The 19,682-nt window shown below is 38.6% G+C and carries 14 protein-coding genes; 7 read left to right on the forward strand and 7 right to left on the reverse strand.

The genetic code is table 11. The annotated features are described in order from the left end of the window. Window positions 1–79 precede the first annotated feature (79 nt). The 4 genes from OQX62_RS16240 to OQX62_RS16255 form a co-directional block, all read right to left on the reverse strand. A complete protein-coding gene (locus OQX62_RS16240) occupies window positions 80–976 on the reverse strand; it encodes a DUF2797 domain-containing protein (RefSeq protein WP_265832666.1) in 897 nt (298 codons plus the stop codon). 885 nt (window positions 977–1,861) lie between these two features. Then, window positions 1,862–3,247, reverse strand: coding sequence for an efflux transporter outer membrane subunit (locus OQX62_RS16245; RefSeq protein WP_265832668.1), 1,386 nt, complete (start codon window positions 3,245–3,247; stop codon window positions 1,862–1,864). A gap of 13 nt (window positions 3,248–3,260) precedes the next feature. After that, the gene (locus OQX62_RS16250; RefSeq protein WP_265832669.1) at window positions 3,261–6,401 is read right to left on the reverse strand and encodes an efflux RND transporter permease subunit; all 3,141 of its coding nucleotides are present in this window, start codon (window positions 6,399–6,401) and stop codon (window positions 3,261–3,263) included. 5 nt (window positions 6,402–6,406) lie between these two features. Continuing rightward, complete coding sequence (locus OQX62_RS16255) at window positions 6,407–7,534, reverse strand: efflux RND transporter periplasmic adaptor subunit (protein WP_265832670.1); 1,128 nt, start codon at window positions 7,532–7,534, stop codon at window positions 6,407–6,409. Between the two features lie 418 nt (window positions 7,535–7,952). Between OQX62_RS16255 and OQX62_RS16260 the strand changes: the two genes are divergently transcribed. Both OQX62_RS16260 and OQX62_RS16265 read left to right on the forward strand, forming a co-directional pair. After that, window positions 7,953–8,564 carry a helix-turn-helix transcriptional regulator gene (locus tag OQX62_RS16260; RefSeq protein WP_265832671.1) on the forward strand — a complete coding sequence of 204 codons (612 nt, stop codon included), beginning with the start codon at window positions 7,953–7,955 and terminating at the stop codon, window positions 8,562–8,564. A 35-nt stretch (window positions 8,565–8,599) separates the two neighbouring features. Next, window positions 8,600–9,292, forward strand: a complete 693-nt coding sequence (locus OQX62_RS16265; protein WP_265832672.1) for a YjjG family noncanonical pyrimidine nucleotidase — start codon at window positions 8,600–8,602, stop codon at window positions 9,290–9,292. On the opposite strand, the gene OQX62_RS16270 is transcribed toward OQX62_RS16265, so the two are convergent. From OQX62_RS16270 to OQX62_RS16280, 3 genes are all read right to left on the reverse strand, one after another. After that, on the reverse strand, window positions 9,285–10,232 hold the full coding sequence (locus tag OQX62_RS16270) for a nitrilase family protein (RefSeq protein WP_265832673.1): 948 nt from the start codon (window positions 10,230–10,232) through the stop codon (window positions 9,285–9,287). The two genes, OQX62_RS16265 and OQX62_RS16270, sit on opposite strands and share 8 nt — an antisense overlap. Window positions 10,233–10,258: 26 nt before the next feature. Then, window positions 10,259–11,122, reverse strand: a complete 864-nt coding sequence (locus OQX62_RS16275) for a helix-turn-helix domain-containing protein (protein ID WP_265832674.1) — start codon at window positions 11,120–11,122, stop codon at window positions 10,259–10,261. A gap of 70 nt (window positions 11,123–11,192) precedes the next feature. Further along, entirely contained in the window at window positions 11,193–12,311 is a 1,119-nt protein-coding gene (locus OQX62_RS16280) for a TlpA disulfide reductase family protein (RefSeq protein WP_265832675.1), read from the reverse strand. A 704-nt stretch (window positions 12,312–13,015) separates the two neighbouring features. On the opposite strand from OQX62_RS16280, the gene OQX62_RS16285 reads away from it, so the two are divergent. From OQX62_RS16285 to OQX62_RS16305, 5 genes are all read left to right on the forward strand, one after another. Next, window positions 13,016–13,576, forward strand: coding sequence for an RNA polymerase sigma factor (locus OQX62_RS16285; RefSeq protein ID WP_265832676.1), 561 nt, complete (start codon window positions 13,016–13,018; stop codon window positions 13,574–13,576). A 730-nt stretch (window positions 13,577–14,306) separates the two neighbouring features. Continuing rightward, window positions 14,307–16,472, forward strand: coding sequence for an ATP-binding protein (locus OQX62_RS16290; protein WP_265832677.1), 2,166 nt, complete (start codon window positions 14,307–14,309; stop codon window positions 16,470–16,472). 4 nt (window positions 16,473–16,476) lie between these two features. Continuing rightward, window positions 16,477–17,136, forward strand: coding sequence for a hypothetical protein (locus OQX62_RS16295; RefSeq protein ID WP_265832678.1), 660 nt, complete (start codon window positions 16,477–16,479; stop codon window positions 17,134–17,136). Next, window positions 17,136–17,765, forward strand: a complete 630-nt coding sequence (locus tag OQX62_RS16300; RefSeq protein WP_265832679.1) for an HNH endonuclease — start codon at window positions 17,136–17,138, stop codon at window positions 17,763–17,765. The genes OQX62_RS16295 and OQX62_RS16300 overlap by 1 nt, the downstream gene beginning before the upstream one ends. Continuing rightward, window positions 17,762–19,420, forward strand: a complete 1,659-nt coding sequence (locus OQX62_RS16305) for an Eco57I restriction-modification methylase domain-containing protein (RefSeq protein WP_265832680.1) — start codon at window positions 17,762–17,764, stop codon at window positions 19,418–19,420. The genes OQX62_RS16300 and OQX62_RS16305 overlap by 4 nt, the downstream gene beginning before the upstream one ends. Window positions 19,421–19,682 lie beyond the last annotated feature (262 nt).

A 19,682-nucleotide genomic window follows, 5' to 3' on the forward strand; every position in this document is an offset into this window, starting at 1 on the left:
ATATCCTTTATTCAAAAAGACAGATTATAAGTGAAAATTAGAGAAATCCTTCTGCAAAATTTGATGTAGATGTGAGCGCTTAAAACAAGGAAATTTGAGTCGGAGCAAAATGCTGTTTTACCACTAAATTCTCCAATGAAATCTGTTGCCCTATTATTTTTTTTAATGAAAACATAAATTGCTGGTGTTCATTTTCAACGATCAGCGTATCCCCTATCAGTCCGATGCCTCTGCCAGAAATAGACTCCGGTAGCTCATTTGATATGTCAATGATATTAGTGCGTATGCTATTATTTTGCAGATAATATTCATCTAATCTGGTTGGCGCCCGATGTGTAATTTGCTGTTCAAAAAGGGCACTGATTTTAGGGATCAATTCATCCAGTATAGCAGAGGCTTTTTCAAAGTCGGTATGATGCTTTAAATACTGCCTTTTCTGATCGTTTCTCAAGGTTTCAGCCAGTCTGAGTTCTTTTGAAATTTTCTCTTCAATTTCCCGCGCAAGGTAGGCATTGTCGCATTCAAAAATAACTGTTGCCACTCTCGCTCCCTGTTCCAGCCAGCGGGTAAGAATCCGGTTCTTTTGAGATATGCCAACCTTTATGTGATATTCATCGAACAGCGCTAAATAAACATGATGAGGTCGTAAATTATATTCCTGTTGTTTTAAACTTAGTGATGAGACAGGTACATTATAAAATGAAGGATTAAAGCTGTTGGCTTTGGAACAGTCAAAACAGACATTTCCTTTTTTATGAGTCATGACACTAATATGCGGGCATGGGATTGCATGAAAAGTTTTTAAATCATAACTACCTATACAAAATCTGGACGGTAAGGGTCTGATGGTGAAATCACGACCAATAATATTTCGATGAATACGAGTTGCCAGCTTTCCATCTATCTCATCAATAATAAAATATGGACCATCAGCATTAAAACCATAACCAGAAAGTACTTTTATGCTGTTTTCCATTTCTTAATATTTGCCATCACTTTTGAAATCACCCCCACTATGAATGATACTTTTAAATGTTTTGTATAGCTATAGAACGTTTCTTCTATAAAATTTTAAAATCAATCTAAAAACCCACCTTACAATGAAGAATGTCACTATCATCAAGAAGATTGGCCATAAAACCTGCACCCAGGAGTTTACTACTAATTCCATATGCTTAACATTTTTGATAAAGTTAAATAAAATTATTAACTAGGTACTGAAGAGTCCTGGTGTCAGTTTTATCGAGCTTAGTTATCGTTAAAAAATCCGGGATCACCATGGCAAATTAAATTCAGGTTGATGCGCATACATACGAAACCCACTTTATTAGCTATTGCGGCTTTTATAGTAATCACGCTTATTTACTCCACATATGAAGCTGAATCAGACGGTTTTACTTCGATTGGATTTCCTTTAACGTTTAACAAATACACCTATGGCAAGATAGATCCCGCCGATATTGGACTAGCCCATATCGGCTTTAATACTGGTAATTTTCTATTAGATATGCTGGTGTTAATGGTATTCATTTGGGGATGTAATTTCATATGGATCAAATATTTAAAAAAACAATAGTTCGGGTTTTGAACTTTCAGCTCTTGGATTTCCTAAAAAATTGGTACCCATATCAGGAGCTGTATCTGGTTTTAAATCATTTAGTCAGATTGGATTCTGTGATTTTATTCTGCCTCCGCAAAAAGTTCATCTATATCCAGGAGGAACATCTCTGCTTTAAAGTCGGATCTGTTTTTTCCAGCTTATTAAACCTGATGAGCTCATTAATTATGCTGAAAGATGAATATAACCGTAAACGCCTGACAAATAATTGCAGCGACGCTTACGGTTAATAATTGCTGGAGACTAATTCCAACCACCGCCCAGCGCGCGGTATAGGTTTACAAGAGCGTGCAGTTTCTGCCGCTGATCGGCTATAGCTTTAAACTGCACATTTAGTAATTGCTGTTCAGCGGTAAGTACATCAGTATAATTGGTGGTTGAATTGTTGAGCAATTCATTGTTGAATTCTACCGCTTTGGTCAGCGCCACCAGTTGTTTATCTCTCTTTTTCTCCTTTATCGCAGCCTTATGGTAGTCAGACAAAGCAGTCGAAACCTCACCGCTCGCTTTCAGCATCACCTGTTCAAAGCGATAGCGTGCCTCCTTTTGTACAGAAAGCGCAGTAGCCAGTTTCGCCTTATTTATGCCCCTGTTAAAGACAGGCTGTGTCAGTCCCCCGGCAATATTGCCGAAGAGACCTGCTTTGGTGAACCAGTCCGACAATCCGAAGCTGGAAAAGCCAGCGGCTCCGCTGATGGTTAACGCAGGATATAAAAGGGTCCTTGCTACATTACTTTGCTCAAATGCACTTCTGAAGTGATATTCAGCTTCCTGTACATCCGGACGGTTGGCCAGGAGCTGCATGGGAACTCCAACCTGCAGATCACAACTCAGCTTTTGTCCCGCCAGCACACTACGCCTAACCGGCCCCGGTGATCTGGCCAGTAACAGGCATAAACTATGCTCCGTTTCCAGGATCTGCTGCTCCACATCCGGGATTGCCAATTCAGCTTCATACTGATTGGCCTCGCTCTGCACCACCGCTACACCATTGACCATTGAGTTTTCAAAAAGAACCCTGATTGTTTCGGCATCTTTCTCCCTGTTTTGTGCGGTCTCCCGCAGCACATTCAATTGTGCATCCAGCAGGAGCAACTCAAAATAGGCATTGGCAATATTGGCAATGAGCTGTGTCTGAACTGCGCGTTTAGCCGCATCTGTCGCCAATAAATCGGCGACGGCACTCCTTTTGGCACTTTTCAGTTTTCCCCAAACGTCCAGTTCCCAGCCGCTAGAGATGCCCAAATCGTACTGTGTAGCCTGGTTAAAAAGTCCGAAACCTTGAGGAAATGCCAGTCTGGATTCTTTTACGGACAGGTTTCCGTTGACAGCAGGCAGAAAGGCAGTCCTGGCCATTTTCAGTTGAACGGCCGACCGACCGATCCGTTCAACAGCAATCTTCAGGTCCAGATTTGCAGTGAGTCCTTCGCTGATGAGTTGCCGCAGGGCAGTATCCGTAAAGAGTTCCGACCATTTCATGACTGCCATGCTGGTGGTATCAGTACTTTCGGGCTGCCGATATGCGACATCCGCCATAGGTCTTACATAAGGTTTTGTGATTTTACAGGAAGACCAGATACCCACACTGAACAGGGTCAGGACTATTATTTTATAACTGTATTTATTCATGATAACATATTTTTTAGCTTGATTGATGCGTTGCTGTTTTTACACCGCCGATTTTTTCTTGTATGGATTGGAAAATGATAAAGAGTACCGGAATGACAAATACACCGAACAAGGTGCCGATCAGCATCCCACCCACCGCAGCGGTACCAATAGACCTGTTACTTAAAGCTCCGGCGCCGGTTGCGATCATCAACGGAATTAATCCAAAAATGAAAGCAAATGAAGTCATCAGGATTGGCCTTAACCTGGATTTTGCACCAAAGATGGCCGATTGTACCAGGCTTCTGCCACTCAGGCGGTGCAGCAATGAAAATTCAACAATCAGGATCGCATTTTTGGCCAGCAATCCAATCAGCATAATCAGGCTGATCTGCAGGAAAATATTATTATCAATACCAAACAGGTTGGCGAATATAAAAGCGCCCGCAAGTCCGATGGGTAAAGATAACAACACTGAAAATGGCAGTATATAGCTCCTGTATTGTGCACTCAGCAGGAAGTAGATAAAAAGCAGGCAGAGTCCGAAGATTAAGGTAGTCTGACTGCCGCTGGAAAGCTCTTCTTTAGTTAAGCCCGAAAACTGATAGGTATATCCCCTGTCCAGTGTCTCTGCAGCCACTTTTTCAATTGCTTTGATCGCATCACCCGAGCTATAACCTGGATTTGGCACACCCGTAACCGTTGTTGAGCTGAAAAGATTAAAGCGGTTGATAAATTCAGGACCATAGGTTCTCTTCAGGGTAACGAATTCCGAGATCGGGGCCATGCTTCCTGCGGCTGTCCGGATAAAAACAGTGTTGAGATCACTTTCTTTTGCCCTGTAATCAGGATGTGCCTGTAACATCACCCTGTACTGTTTACCAAATTTATTGATATCAGATGCATAGATGCCGCCAAAATAACCCTGCAATGTATTGAGTACCGCATTTACACTGATTCCCGCCGCCTTGGTTTTAGCCACATTGACGTTTACTTCCAGCTCCGGGAAATCAATATTAAAAGGACTTGTGGCATACATGATTTCCGGTCTGCCATTGATTGCAGCCATAAATTTGCTAATATTCCTGCCGAAATCCGCGTAGCTGCCACCTGTTTTATCCTGCAGCTGCACTTCAAATCCATTGCTATTGCCAAATCCCTGTAGCGTAGGCGCAGCAAAGAAAACAATGTTTGCTCCCTTTAAATGGGCGGTTTTTGCGAACAGCTGATTTACGACCGACTGTGCATCCTGGCCTTTCCTCTTCCTTTCTTCCCAAGGTTTCAGACGAATAAACAAAGCGCCGTAAGAGCCGCCGAAACCGTGAATCAGGTCCATTCCCGAAAGGGTGGACGAAAGCTCGACCTCAGGAATAGATCGCGCAATACTGTCTACCGCCCTGGTAATTTGTTCCGTACGCTCCAATGTGGATGCCGGCGGGAGTACCACATTTCCAAAAATCGCCCCACCATCGTCGTTCGGCACAAAACCTGTTGGCGTGGTCTTCATCAGCGTATAAAATATTCCTCCAAATAAAGCAATGGCCACTAAGGCAATCCATTTCTTACGGATCAGGAAGCGGACTACGCCAATGTATTTATCGGTCACTGCTGTAAAAGCCGCATTAAAGCCCGCATAAAATTTAGGTAAAAATCCTGTTGAATGATCCGTTTTCCCTGGTTGATGCGGTTTCAGCAGGATGGCGCAGAGTGCCGGACTCAAAGTAAGGGCATTCACTGCCGAAATCAGGATGGCTACGGCCAGTGTTAAACCAAACTGCTTGTAAAATACACCCGCAGAGCCTGTGATGAAGGTGACCGGTATAAACACGGCCGACATGATCAGGGTAATCGATATGATCGCACCGCTGATTTCACTCATGGCATGGATCGTTGCCTTCTTTGCCGATTTCGCCCCCTGATCCAGTTTCGCATGTACAGCTTCTACGACCACAATGGCATCATCCACCACAATACCTATTGCCAGTACCAAAGCAAAAAGCGTCAGCAGGTTAATCGTAAACCCGAAAAGCTTCAGAAAAAAGAAGGTACCGATAATCGCTACCGGAACGGCAATCGCCGGTATTAAGGTAGACCTCAAATCCTGCAGAAAAATAAACACCACAATAAAAACAAGCACAAAAGCTTCGATAATGGTATGGATCACCTTCTCAATTGACGCATCCAGAAAGTCGTTCGCATTCAAAAAGGTATGGTATTCCAGCCCCGGAGGAAAATCCTTTGCCGCTTTCTTTAATATCTCCTCGCAGGCAATGATCAGCTCGCGGGCATTCGATCCCGAGATCTGGCTGATTGCTCCTCCTGAAGAAACCCTACCCTGTGTAATCAAGGATGTTGTATAATCCAGCGCACCAAATTCAACCGCTGCCACATCTTTCAGCCGTAACAGGTTTCCCTGCTTGTCACTCCGCAGAACGATATCCTCAAACTGTGCAGGATTTTCGAGTCGACCACTAAATTTCAGCGCATACTGAACAGCTTCCCTGCTATTTTCGCCGATTTTTCCCGGTGCTGCTTCAATATTCTGCTCCTGCAGCGCAGCGATCACATCCTCAGGAAGCAAACCGTGGCTGGCCATTGCTCCGGGCTTTAACCAGATCCGCATCGAATATTCCTGTGTGCCATAAATCTCGGTGCTCCCCACACCTTCCACACGTTTCATCTCCGGCATAATGTTGATCCGCAAATAATTATCCAGGAACTTCTGGTCATACTTCCCATCCTTACTGTACAACAGGAAACTAAATGCTGTACTGCTCAATTGCTTGCTCGTGGTAATCCCCGATTTGATCACCTCTTCCGGCAATAAGCTCGTGGCTTTCGTCACCCTGTTCTGCACGTTTACCGCTGCCATATCTGCATTTGTGCCCTGCTTAAAAAAGATCGTGATGGTCGCGCTGCCATTATTACTTGCCGTGGAAGTCATATAAGTCATGTTCTCCACCCCGTTGATCTGTTCTTCCAGCGGGATAATTACACTTTTCATCACCACATCTGCACTGGCGCCCTGGTAGGCAGCAGTCACCGCAACAGTAGGTGGTGCAATTTCAGGATATTGCGATATGGGCAATGACGCTAATCCGAGCAGTCCCAGGATCACGATGATAATCGATATCACAGTAGATAATACCGGGTTTTCTATAAATTTCTTAAACATGTCTCTTAAATTTTAGATGAAGGCATTAAGGCCTTGATTTTTTCTCCGTCTTTTAAATTGCCCACACCATCCGTAATGATTTTCGCTCCGGCTTTCAATCCTTCGGTTACGATATAAGCTTTCTCCGTTGCTATATTTCTGATTTTTATAGCTGTGGTATGCACCGTCTGCTGTGCATCTACTGTATAGACAAAAAAGCGACCCTGCAATTCGAAAACGGCAGTCTTGGGTACCATAATCGCATTTTCAAACTGCGTGGGGATAAAAATAGTGGCACTTGCTCCGTTCCATAATTTACCGTCCGGATTTGGGAAAATAGCCTTAAAGTTAGCGGCACCTGTGCTGGCATTCAATACTCCGCTCAGCGTTTGAATCTTTCCCCTTAAAGGATAGATTTCCCCATCTGCAGTCGACAGGGAAACCGCCGGCATCTGCCTGAACTTGTCTTTCAGTTTTCCGCCCGGGTACTGGCTTAGGAACAGCTCCAGTTGTTGCTGACTTACCGAGAAATAAGCATAAACCCGGCTGGTATTGGCCACAGTAGTTAATGGATCCGGCGCTGCGCTGCTTACCAGACTACCTGTCTTATGCGGTAAGCTGCCCACTATCCCGCTGATCGGACTTAAGATATTTGTAAAAGCAAGTTTTGAACGGGCAGCAGAGAGATCGGCCAGCGCCTGACTCAGCACTGCTCTGCTTACATTTTCTGCATTTTTAGTCGTGGTCAGTTCATAGGCATTTATGATTTTCTTTTCTGCCAGTGCGGCTGATCGCCGGGTTTGAATCACCGCAGTTTCCAGGCTCGCCTGCGCTGCCAATACCGCTGCCTTTTTATGATTTACCTCCTGCAGATAACTATTGTCATCGATCTTGAATAATGGCTGGCCTTTAGCCACAGCTGCTCCCTCTTCTACATAAACCTTTTCGATATAACCATCAATTTTGGAGCGAATATCCACCGTCTGTTCCCCTTCCAGGATGGTGGGGTATTCTGCTGTGGCAATCGCCTGCTGAGGCTGCAGCGTCATCACAGGATATCCTTTTGGAGGTTCCGCCTGCTCTGTTTTTTTCGTTTCACAGGAAACCATCGCCATTGTTCCGGCGAACAAGAGTGTCATCATCTTTTTCATCATCAATATTTATTATTTTTCTTAGTGAATTTGTTTGTTTTTATAGGGCAAAGGCTAATTTTTGGACATAGCAATCCCCTGCTCAATTCCATACAAAATTTTAGCATGGAGTAAAAGCCGCTTTATTTTTTAACCAGTATAAAGGGATGTGTAAAAACCGAGGGAGGTTCTTTTATGAACAGATCTTCTTTAGAACGTTCCAGTAAGGAACGATGTAGACAGGTAAGTCAATTTGATGATACGAATTAATCGAAGTAACATTGGGATCAAGTAGCATAATCTGTAGTATTGTATTCATAATGTTCTGAATCAGTATGCTGATGGCGATAGATAACATATTATCTTGCTATCAGCTTTGATAAGTACTGCGAAATTAATAATTTGGCATAATAAAACAAGCATTAACTTGTTTTATTAGTTTATGACCACAAATAAAATTCTTATGCTGCTCAAAATGCGCGGTCCGCTTACGGCACTGGAGATTGCGCACGAGCTAAAAATAACCAAGGAAGGTATCCGCCTGCAGCTGCTTAAACTTTCAGAAGAAGAGCTGGTAACTACCGGGCATCATTCAAGAGGTGTGGGCAGACCGCAGAAAACTTTTAGCCTTACGGCAAAAGGTAACGCCAGGTTTCCAGACACCCATGCAGAACTGACATTGAAGCTGATCAATATCCTTAGTGCAATGGGCGGGAATGCCATGCAGGAAGTCATCTCTGTTTATGAGGAAACAGGGAAACAGAAATATCATGAGGAGATGGATGGTATTGACCAGCTGGAACAGAAAATTGAAAAACTCGTAGAAATCAGAACCAGAGAAGGTTATATGGCTGAATACGCGAGAAATCAGGACGGTTATCTGCTCATAGAAAATCATTGTCCTATCTGTGCGGCAGCGAGCATTTGCCAGGGCTTTTGCTCCTCTGAATTGAATACCTTCAGGTCGGTCTTAGGACAAGCCGTAACCGTCACCCGTGTTACGCATATTATTTCCGGAGATCGAAGATGTGCTTATCAGATCACATGTAATTAGGCAGGTGTCAATGCTATTGCAATATTAATTAGGAAATGAAGTATAAACATATTTTTTTTGATTTGGATCATACCCTCTGGGATTTTGAGAAAAATTCAAAATTAACGCTGAACACGTTATATGACGAATTTAAATTAAGGAAATATAACGTCGATAGTTTTTCAGATTTCCATAGTTGTTATGCAACCAGAAGCAGTGAAGTATGGAAGGAGTTTTTAGATGGCCTGATCTCACATGAAGAATTTCAATGGAAAAGAATGTGGTTGACTATGATGGACTATAACATTGACGACCGTGATCTTGCCTTCGAATTGAATGTCAGATTTCAAGCGATCTTGCCTACGCAGTGCACACTTATGCCATTTACCAAGGAGATACTGCAGTACTGTAAAAATCATTACGCCATACATGTACTGTCAAACGGAACGCATGAAGTTCAATCACTAAAACTACAGTGCTCTGGCATATTACCGTATTTTACTGAAATTATAACAGCTGATCAATGCAGTGCCTTTAAACCAATGCCACAGATTTTTGATTATGCGCTGAAAGTAACAGGAGCAACAGCAGCAAATAGCCTGATGGTAGGAGATTCCCTGACCATGGATATTATTGGTGCAAAAAATGCCTGCTGGGATCAGGTTTTATATAATCCAATGCAAACAGAACATTCCGATGATCCAACATTTGAAATAAATCAACTGAACGAATTAAGGGCTATTATTTGAGCCATGATACTTTTTGATGGGGTTGATGAGGGCCGCCAATTATAGCTTTATACAGCTCAGGTCTCCTCGCATTGATATACCTGGATCCACCTGCATTTTCAAGTTTATCGCTGCTCATTGTTCCGATTACCAATTCATTATCCAGCGCCCTGCATTCTGCGATGATATCCCCAAATGGATCAATGATCATGGAGCAGCCGTTTTTCAACTGATCATCGTCCATCCCAATCGGATTAGAGAACACACAATAGATGCCATTGTCATATGCTCTGGCCGGTAACCATTTCATCAGCCATTTACGCCCTTTCAAACTATCAAATTCAGCTCTTAATGATTGAGGATCATTCGCTCTATTATGCCATAATACAGGATCTACAAAACCAGCTCCCGGCCTTGGTGAAGGTGTGCACATCGTAACATGTGGCATGAATAATACCTGCGCACCCAACAATGTTGTAGCCCTTACATTTTCAATGACATTGTTATCATAACAGATTAAGATACCACACTTCCAGCCATACAGATCAAATACCGTATAAGCGTTTCCTGGTAGCAGATGTGGATTGATGAAGGGATGCAGCTTCCGGTGTTTGGCGATCAATCCGTTTTTGTCTACACAGACATATGCTTTATAGAGGTGATCATCTTGGTCCTTTTCAAATAAGCCAGCAAGAATAACAATATTGTATTCCCTGGCATATTCAATTAACTCGTTGACACTTTCCCCCGCAGGAATATATTCAGCAAGACCGAGCATCTGTTCTTTAGACAATTTGCGCGCAAAGGTATATCCGGTAATTGAACATTCATGAAATGCAATTACATCAGCTCCTGCCGCTGCAGCATCTGCAGACATTTTTTTAATCACTGAGAGGTTATATTTTTTATCCCCGCTCCTGTTTTCAAATTGGGCGGTTGCGATATTGAGGTTGTTCATCATTAATGGATTATAGCTTTACTATTTTTTTATTCTTTGTTGGCTTGCAAACCAGGAGCATCTGTAGGAAACTCCAGTAAGTTTAAGGCCAGAGCTTTGAGGTTTCCTACATACTGTAGCGGCGTAACTCCTGTATTTTTTTTAAACTCCTTAAAGGCGTGGGAATGATCATAGTAGCCTACTTTAAAAGCCAGATCGGTCAGTTTATCTTTTGGACCATCGCGCAATTCTTTTAAATAAATATTCTGCTTGATGGTGTTCGCAAATCTTTTGGGTGGAATACCTACAATTTCCAGGAACTTGCGCTCTATACTTTTACTGGTATAACCTGTATAGTGCGCTAACTGGTTAACGGTCATTAATCCTCCACAGGTAACAATACGATGAATTGACGACAGCACAATTTGTTGAGACTTGGCGATGTGATTCTTTGATAACCTGATTAAAAAAGCTTCTAGCAATTGAATGCGTTCAGGAATACTCGTACAATCTAACAAACTATCCATCACTATGCTTCCTTCAGCACCAGACAAGGACCGTAGGTCTATAATTTCATCCATGAGTTCATGCGCTGGAATTCCCAGTAACTGGTTAAGTCCGTGAGGATGGAAGACAACGATTAACAATGAGGTCTTGTCGACACTGAAAAGGTTTTTAAACGTATTGATCTGACCATAAATAAAAGCATCCGGCAACTCATCTGTAGCGTTCAATGTATTGATCTTAGCGATCAGCCTGTTTCTGAATGAAAATACCATCCCTGTATTTCCATCGGTAAAAAGACGGAAGGTCTTGATACTTGTAGTTTGGCTTTCTAGATACAGATAATGTTTAACCAGATTCGAAAGCTGCTTTGACGGTGGCAATTGCATGTTTGATTCTTTGGTGATCAAAGTTAACCTACTTTTAAGTGGAGTACATGTACAATTGAGACATTGCCATAAAATAAGACTGAGGATTTTTTTAGTTTGTGAATATGTCGATGCTATTATTTATTTTTTCAATAAACTCTTTATTAGAATTGTGTGATGTGATTTTATCTAAAAGATTACCCTGGCTGTCAAGTAGTAAAATGGTTGGCAAAATTGAAGGCGTTTTATAATGAAAAAACAATTTACGAGTTTCTTCAGCATCTGTCGAAATGAGCTGTGTCCAGGGCATCTTATATTTCTTTACGGCATTATCCCAGTTCTCAAAAGATGTATCAACTGATATTGAGATCATATTAAGATTTTTCTTTGTAATACTAATTTCATATACTCTTTTTAAAAGAGGAATTTCTTTTATGCAAGGTCCACACCAGGATGCCCAAATTATAATTATATTTAAGGTACGATCCTTGGGTTTCAGCATTGAAATACTATCTCCTTCACTATTAATAAATTTGAAATTTATAGAATCATTTTTAACAGTTTCCCTACTTAGATTTAGTAACCTTTTCCATAGTCTTGTTTCTTTTATATCCTTGTCAAATAGTTGCAATGTTTCCTTTAATTGTCTGTTAGTTAGCAAACTGATATCTTCACTGATGGCGTTTAATAAATAGTAAGAATATGGATATTTCAAAACGTTTTCTTTGAATTTATTAAATCTTAATGTATCAACTGAAGATGTCGGAAAATCAAGTGTCACGTTATATAGTACCCATGATTGTTTTCCATTAACCGGTTCACTAACGTTGACGAGTTTCAATTTACCTGGTGCTTTAAAATTGAAGTCTACCAATCTGCCATTCACACAGATACCATCTTCTAAGATAAAATAACCAAATGCGTTCGGCTTACCCTGGTGAAGCTTGTGGGTAGGATACGCAAATAATCTTGTGGTGTCTGTTAGGTCCTTCGCCATCAGATTTACCGTTAAAAATCTATTTTTTTTATCAGTTATTATTTGGAATTTACCATTATCGATTACTCCTGAGTCGATCACCTTATTTCCGTTATCCACATTGATCAAAAAAATTTTTCCATCCGGCAAGCCTTGCAGATTACCTGTTATTGTAATTGACTGTTTTTGTTCACTATTTCTACATCCACAAAAAAGCGTAGTAATGAACATAATAGATATAAGTAGTGATTTCATTTGAAACGTTTTAGATATTGCTATTAATCCTGCCACTGATAAGGCCATTGCAGGTATTCTACTATTTCACAAAAAATTGAGCAATCTCCTTCCTGAATAGTTTTCCTGACCACTCTCTTCAAAGTAATTTTATTTACCTGCAAAGTGCCTGTTGGTTATTCTAACTCCTGATAAAGTAAAAATGGATATATTAAAAATTTTAATATATCCATTTATTAACAACAATGAGTAACATATTATCCCCAACATGCATTTTACTAATTTTCTTGAAAACCATGATATGAATGGGATGTGGGTTAGTTATTTCAACACTGAACTATGATCAAAGTTAATCTACTTTTAGGTGTAGTACATGTACAATTGAGACATTGCCATAAAATAAGGAAGTGGATTTTTTTAGGTCAATTAGTATACTGAATATCAAACATTTGCATGTTAGGAATTTATTTCAATAAAAATATTCAGATTGGTTAATCTTAAAATGATTTAGCTAAAAATGCTTGATTTATACATTTGGAAAATTTATTTGATCTATTAGATTTGTAATAAAAATAAGAACCCCCTCTTGTTTTGCATTGGAAAAATAGCGAAAACTAACAGCCAGAATTCTGCCGGGCTTGGTGATGAATATTGACGAGAATTTAATTTTAACCACATATAAAACCTGATAAAGTTGCTCCAGCTTAGCAATTTTAATTACGCTTATGAAGTCAAGTGAATATTTTAAAAACTCATCAGAGGCGGAGCTGATGATGAGCCTCAGCCTTGGGAACCGGGAAGCTTTTAATGAAATTTATCAAAGAAAGTGGAAAGAACTATACAACGCCCTATTCCATGCGCTTAGAGATCGGGAAATCGCAGCGGGAATGACCATGAAAGTGATGGTTGCCTTCTGGAAAAACAGGACTAAGCATCTTTATCCGGAAATATATCCAAATCTGGTGAAGGAACTGCAACACGAGTTAACAATTTATTATGAACTGCCAGAGAATCATCCTGACAGGGTGTTGGCTATTATGGCTTTAGCCTATCTGTTACTGCAGCCATCGCAGATCAAAGCAGATCCGGCATTATTTGATTGCATTGAAATATGGCTCGAAACTCAGCCTGAAAACAGGCAGGACATTTTCCGGCTGAATGTGTATGATGAATTGACAGTTGAACAAATCGCTATGCAACTTCATCTTACTGAAGAAGACGTAAAAGGAGAATTGCACCGGCTATTTCTCGCATTTGAAGCCTATCTGAAAAACACAAAGCCTTGAATCCTAAGTAAGGTAGACAGTTTGCACAATTGTCTACTCGCCATAACAGTAAAGATGAAAGGCAGAAATCTTAGCATAGCTAAAATCATAAAGTAGGATAACAATTATTTATTGCTTTCCCTGCCTGATTCGTATGACTACAATGTTAGCGGCCATAATTGAAATACATAAAATAAATAAATCTGCAGCGAATTTTGTGGGAAAGAATCCTAATTGATCGGCATAGGAAGGGTCAGTAAGTCTAGCCTCTGTTTGAACGTAGAAATTATAAGGCCAGCCTACCAGCCATGAGATGAGCAAGAAATCAATACGAAATGCCACGCTGGTTGATAAGGATATACTGTCAATTTCTTGTTCAATCCAACTGAATACTTGTAGTATAAAGCACTCTAATAAATGAAAGTATTATTTGATTTATTAGAGTGGTTCATTGATATTATCACAGTAATAATATTTAGTAGAGAAAAAACTATTTGTGCCAATCTGAAGTGAATATTCAAAATAAATCTCACTTGCAGATTTCTAACGCTATTACTCGGATAATAAGATTTATTAATTACCTAAATATTTATAAATAAAACACTATTTTACAAGAAAATAAAAAACGACATTATTAAGGTTAATCAAAATATACACAGCACTGTACTTTAAACAATAACATATACCGAAGTCTTTTATATTTATAATAGAAAACATCTAAATTAGCAAACTTAACGCTTTATAAAAAAATATGAGCAGAAAATTTTTTATCGATGCACGACTGATCTTACAATTAGGTAGAGATAGTATCAAAGATCACACAACGGCGTTAGTTGAATTAATTAAGAATAGTTTTGATGCTGATGCTTCAAAGGTTGAGGTTGAAATTTATGCAAAAAGCGAAAAAAAATACATCAGAATTGCGGATAACGGCTTTGGAATGACCGCTAAGGAAATAGAAGATAATTGGTTAAGAATTGGTTTTTCTGAGAAGAAAAAATCCAAAATCAGCAAAAATGGAAGAAGAAAAACTGGTGAGAAAGGAATTGGAAGAATAGCGTCTGATAGATTAGGATCTAGTCTCAGAATGCTTTCAAAATCATCGAACGATTCGCTTCAGGGGCTTGAAGTTAATTGGGATAATTTTGATGTTAGCGACAAAGCAATAGGTGATATTGAATTAAAGGATATAAATGATGGAATAATTAAAATACCGATAAAAGAAAATGAGCCTCCCAGAAGTACTGGTACAGAAATGACAATCGCTTCTTTAAGGACTGAATGGGAAGAAATAGACATAAAAAACCTATATCAAGAATTGTCTTATTTTTCTCCAATATTTAGTAATGAATTTGAAATAGAAATCAAGAATGATATTAATCCAGCGTATTCAAAGCAAGTTACCTCCGCAATATATTCGACAGCTGAAATACAGTTAACGTTACAGTATGATGGAAAAGACAACTTGATATACGAATTTCAAAACAAAATCAATCCGCTAAAAAATAAAACAGAAATATTTTCTTTAAAGCAATTTATGCAACAAGAGAAGTATAAACCTTTGGAGTGCGGACCAATTGAATTGAACCTATATTTCTTTGTTAGGAAATCAAGCATGCTTCAGGGGACGACTTTTTCACTTACCAACCTGAAAGACTTTTTATCGGAAAACTATGGTGTTAAATTATATCGTGATAAGGTAGTCGTTAAACCGTATGGATTTTCAAATAGCCAATTCGGACAAGACTGGTTAGGGTTGGATTCGGAAAAATCGAAAGACCCAGCAGGGCTAAGCAGAGAATCTTATAGAGCTGGATCTAATAATATTGTTGGATATGCTTATTTTACTCGAGATGAAAATTCACTATTGAAAGATAGCGCGTCGAGAGAGGGATTAGTTGAAAATAAAGCCTTTTATGATCTTAAAGATCTAATAAATGCATCAATAACACTCCTTTCTGCTTATAGAGTAGATATAAATAAAAAAAGTCAGGAAAAAATTGTTGAAAGTGAGTCTACGAATAAGCATATAAACTCAGTTAAAGCAAGATTATTATCGGTGGTTGAAAATATTGAAGCTATAAAAAGTAGCCTCGAAAATAAAAGCGACCCGAGAGCATTGAGCTTAGTTAGTACCATAGACACCATAGAGAATGTTATTGATGAAACGGAAAAAACTTTTGAAGACCTTTTAGAAGAAAAAAGAGTACTAAGTGCATTAGCGACTTTAGGAATATCTTCTGCTGTATTCGGTCATGAAACAGAAAGTGCTATAACTGTTTTCCAAGATTCTGCAAGTAATGCGAAGGGATATCTAACCAAACCTATCCCTAATATTGATATTGCTGTTGAGCAACTCACCGTTGCACTAAAACAGGCAAAACTGATTTCAAGTTGGGGCGTTTTCGCCTTATCGAGGATAGAGAAAGACAAAAGAAAGCCAAGAAATAGAAGCGTGACAGATATTATAAAAAGAGTTTTAGAGCAAATAAAGCCCGCCTTAGATGCCCTCGAAATTAAAGTCGAAAGCAAGCTTGAAAGGGTGGTTGCGCTTACACATGCAATGGATATAGAGTCTATTCTTCTCAATCTTTTAACAAATGCATTTAGCGCAGTACCTAATTCTGAAAGGGAAAGAAAAATAAAGATTTTACTTAGCCATGAAAATAGAAATGACATCAAAGGAATGGTGATGTCTGTTTCAGATTCTGGGCCTGGAATTGCACCAGAGTATCATGAAAAAATTTGGACCGCCTTATTTACAACAAAAATTGGGAAAAAAGAAAGGCAGAGCGGAACTGGGTTAGGACTAGCTATTGTGAAGTCAATCGTTACTGAACTAGAAGGTGAAATAACTTTGACTTCAGATGACGAAATTAAGGGCGCCCAATTTAATATTTGGTTACCACGAAAATAAATTTATGAAAAATATTGGTCTAATTGATGACAAGGATGAAGCAAGACGAGCGTTTAAACTTAAACTTGATCTCGTACTTGAAATATCTTACCCTGGGTGGCAAATTATTGACACTAAACCTTTTGCTGATAAGGAATCTTATAGATCATGGATCTTAGAGAATGAAATTAGTGTCCTAATCACAGATGAACGTTTAGATGAAGGGCCACTAGTCGGTGGTGGATTTGCTGACTATTTTGGATCTGATTTAGTAGTTTTTCTTAGAAATTATTTCAAGGACTTACCGATATTCTGTCTCACAAATGTGGAAATAACCGATCAATTGAAAGCCTCGCTAAGCTACTTTAATTTGATTTTGGGAAAATCAAAATTCGATAGCGATCTTGACAATTATCTAAATCTTTTTGTAAAATCAGGTATATCTTTTTATACAGAATTTAACAATGAATTAAGTAGACTTGGGGAACTTTCGGAAAAGTATGCATTGGGTGACGCTACTGAACCTGAAAAAAGCGAATTACATACAATACAAACTAGATTGACATTGCCACATCTAAGTGAAGAGCTTAAGAGTCGTGAAGAATACTTAATACTTTTAGAGCGAAAAATTGAAGAGATAAAGGATATGAATGAAGTATTGTTGAAATATTTAAATAATAATTGATGAATTGGTTTCGAATTCCAAAAGAGACATCCCCCAGGCCTACTAAAGGCCTTTATTATAGTGATTGGAAAGAGGAATTATCATTTGAAGCGAAAGGTCAATGTGTTTATTGTGCAATAAACAATAGATCCTTTGGAGGCGTTAGGAATTTTCATGTAGAGCACTACAAACCTAAGTCCTTACCTGCCTTTATTGCATTAGAGCACGATTATTCGAATCTTTACTACGCATGCTCAATTTGCAACTGCTTTAAAGGAAATGCTTGGCCAAATGACCCTGATGAAAATTTTAATAATAATTCTTTCCCAGATCCTTCAAAAGTCGATTATTCTGAAATTTTTTTTGTGGAATCTGATTATAAACTGAAAAGTGACTTCGTTGCTGGTAAATATATAATTCAAAGAATATTTTTAAATCGACCTCAATTAGTTTTGGAAAGGCGAAAAAATAAGTTAACCGAGGAATTAAAAAAACAATTCGAAATAACGCGTGATACTTTATATCAATTCTCACTTAAGGATCCAAGCAATCCACTTATTAAAGTATTCCTAAATGTAATAGAAACCTCATTCTTATTGATTGAAGAAAGTAAAATCAACCCTTACAACGCAGACCAGATACATCGATGACAGAAAATAAAAAAACTGGATCATATTATACACCGAAGATTTTATCAGATTTTCTAATCGCCCATATTGCTACATCAATTAAAACAATAGACGACCTTAGTATTTTAGAACCTAGCTGTGGTGATGGTCAGTTTATTCTCTCGTTGATTGAAAAAATTGATCTTTTCTCATCTTACAACTTGAATGTGAAAGTGGTAGATATCAATAAGGCGGAATTGGAAAAGACCTATAAATATTTACAAGAGATACCAAGTATAAATTCATCAAGCTATTGTGGTGATTTTTTAGAGTATTTTTTAAGCCAAAAATGCAAATTTGATATAATAATCGGCAACCCACCCTATGTGAACAAAAAAAACATGAATGAAGACAGTATTGGGTTTTGTGAATCAGTTCATCATCTAGCGAGGAAGTATAGTAATAAAATAGTATCAAAAGGAAATATTAAAAATATCTGGCCAGCCTTTGTTGAGGCTAGCGTGATGTCTCTTAACGACGGAGGCATATTATGCTTTGTATTACCAGCTGAAATACTGCAAGTAAAATATACAAAAGAACTTAGGGAGCTAATTCGTTGTGAGTTCGAGAAGGTTGAGGTCTTTGCTTTTAATGAGCTCATATTTGACGGTATAGAACAAGATGTTATTGCATTGATTGGTTATAAAAAATCTAGCCAAAAAGAATTACGAGGTGTTTCCTTTTTTCAAGTTGATTCATTAAACGACTTAAAAGAACCAAAATTTACAGAAAAATATAGCAATATACATCGGACTAATCTTGATAAATGGACAAATTATATATTATCTGATGAGGAACTCAATTTAATTCATAATTTACGCTCTGGAATAGGAACTATTAAGTCATATTGTGACAAGGTAGAAGTAGGAATTGTAACTGCGGCAAATGACTATTTTATTCTAAGCCAAACCGACGTACTATTTCATAAACTAAATGAAATAGAAAGTTTAATAAAACCTATTTTACCAAAAGGAACAGCAGTCCCTCATACTTTAGAATTTTCAACCGATCATTTTAACTCACTATTAGAAAATGACAAAAGGGTAAATTTTGTAAATTTTCCTAACAAACCTCTAATAACGCTTAGTCATATCGAAAAAAAATACATTGGTTTAGGGAAAGAAATTAGAGATGCAGAAGGTAAAAGTTTAGATCAACGTTATAAGATGATCAGAAGAAAAAATTGGTATAACGTACCTAGTATCTGGCAATCCGACGGCTTTTTTATAAAACGCTCCGACAAATATCCTAAGGTTATCGTCAACAGTTCTGGAACCAATGTTACAGATTCATTTTACAGAATCAATGTCAATAGTAATCATTCAATAAAATCCCTTGCATTTTGTTTTTATAATTCATTAACAATGTGCTTAGCTGAATTGGAAGGACGATATTATGGCGGAGGGGTATTAGAGCTTACTCCAAATGAATTTAAAAGTTTATCTGTACCGTATAAAGAAATTACTGATCAACAGTTTAAGGAATTGAATTTGCTTATTGAAGCTAATGCAGAACTACATGTAATTTTGGATTATACAGACCCAATTGTTTTGGATAATCAACCTAGAAGTGTTGTTGATTTATTGAGAGAATCTCGAAGGAAACTAAGCTCTAGGCGATTGAAATCAAGCAAGTAACTAAAAATTAGATTTGTGAGGGATAAATAAATTTGGCTCTCTCGAAAAAATGCTTTAATGTGAGTCCCAGAATTTCGCCTTTTATTATGTTCGCCGAAATGAACTATAATACTGGCTTTTTAAGTTTTGGGGCACTAATATCTGCCGTCGTGAGTTGCTTTCATACTTTTGTAACCCTCCCTTTTTTCGAACCGGTTTAGGAGGCGAGAATTCAAATTTATATATTATTTCTTATCCCTCAGCATGCAGTCGACTCCTGCGG

It is taken from the genome of Pedobacter sp. MR2016-24 (genome assembly GCF_026239655.1).
GTDB lineage: Bacteria > Bacteroidota > Bacteroidia > Sphingobacteriales > Sphingobacteriaceae > Pedobacter.

Bases quoted from the DNA above. Each gene is read 5' to 3' on its own strand.
- OQX62_RS16240 (WP_265832666.1), bottom strand. From the start codon at position 976: ATGGAAAACAGCATAAAAGTACTTTCTGGTTATGGTTTTAATGCTGAT.
- OQX62_RS16245 (WP_265832668.1), bottom strand. From the start codon at position 3,247: ATGAATAAATACAGTTATAAAATAATAGTCCTGACCCTGTTCAGTGTG.
- OQX62_RS16250 (WP_265832669.1), bottom strand. From the start codon at position 6,401: ATGTTTAAGAAATTTATAGAAAACCCGGTATTATCTACTGTGATATCG.
- OQX62_RS16255 (WP_265832670.1), bottom strand. From the start codon at position 7,534: ATGATGAAAAAGATGATGACACTCTTGTTCGCCGGAACAATGGCGATG.
- OQX62_RS16260 (WP_265832671.1), top strand. From the start codon at position 7,953: ATGACCACAAATAAAATTCTTATGCTGCTCAAAATGCGCGGTCCGCTT.
- OQX62_RS16265 (WP_265832672.1), top strand. From the start codon at position 8,600: ATGAAGTATAAACATATTTTTTTTGATTTGGATCATACCCTCTGGGAT.
- OQX62_RS16270 (WP_265832673.1), bottom strand. From the start codon at position 10,232: ATGATGAACAACCTCAATATCGCAACCGCCCAATTTGAAAACAGGAGC.
- OQX62_RS16280 (WP_265832675.1), bottom strand. From the start codon at position 12,311: ATGAAATCACTACTTATATCTATTATGTTCATTACTACGCTTTTTTGT.
- OQX62_RS16285 (WP_265832676.1), top strand. From the start codon at position 13,016: ATGAAGTCAAGTGAATATTTTAAAAACTCATCAGAGGCGGAGCTGATG.
- OQX62_RS16290 (WP_265832677.1), top strand. From the start codon at position 14,307: ATGAGCAGAAAATTTTTTATCGATGCACGACTGATCTTACAATTAGGT.
- OQX62_RS16295 (WP_265832678.1), top strand. From the start codon at position 16,477: ATGAAAAATATTGGTCTAATTGATGACAAGGATGAAGCAAGACGAGCG.
- OQX62_RS16300 (WP_265832679.1), top strand. From the start codon at position 17,136: ATGAATTGGTTTCGAATTCCAAAAGAGACATCCCCCAGGCCTACTAAA.
- OQX62_RS16305 (WP_265832680.1), top strand. From the start codon at position 17,762: ATGACAGAAAATAAAAAAACTGGATCATATTATACACCGAAGATTTTA.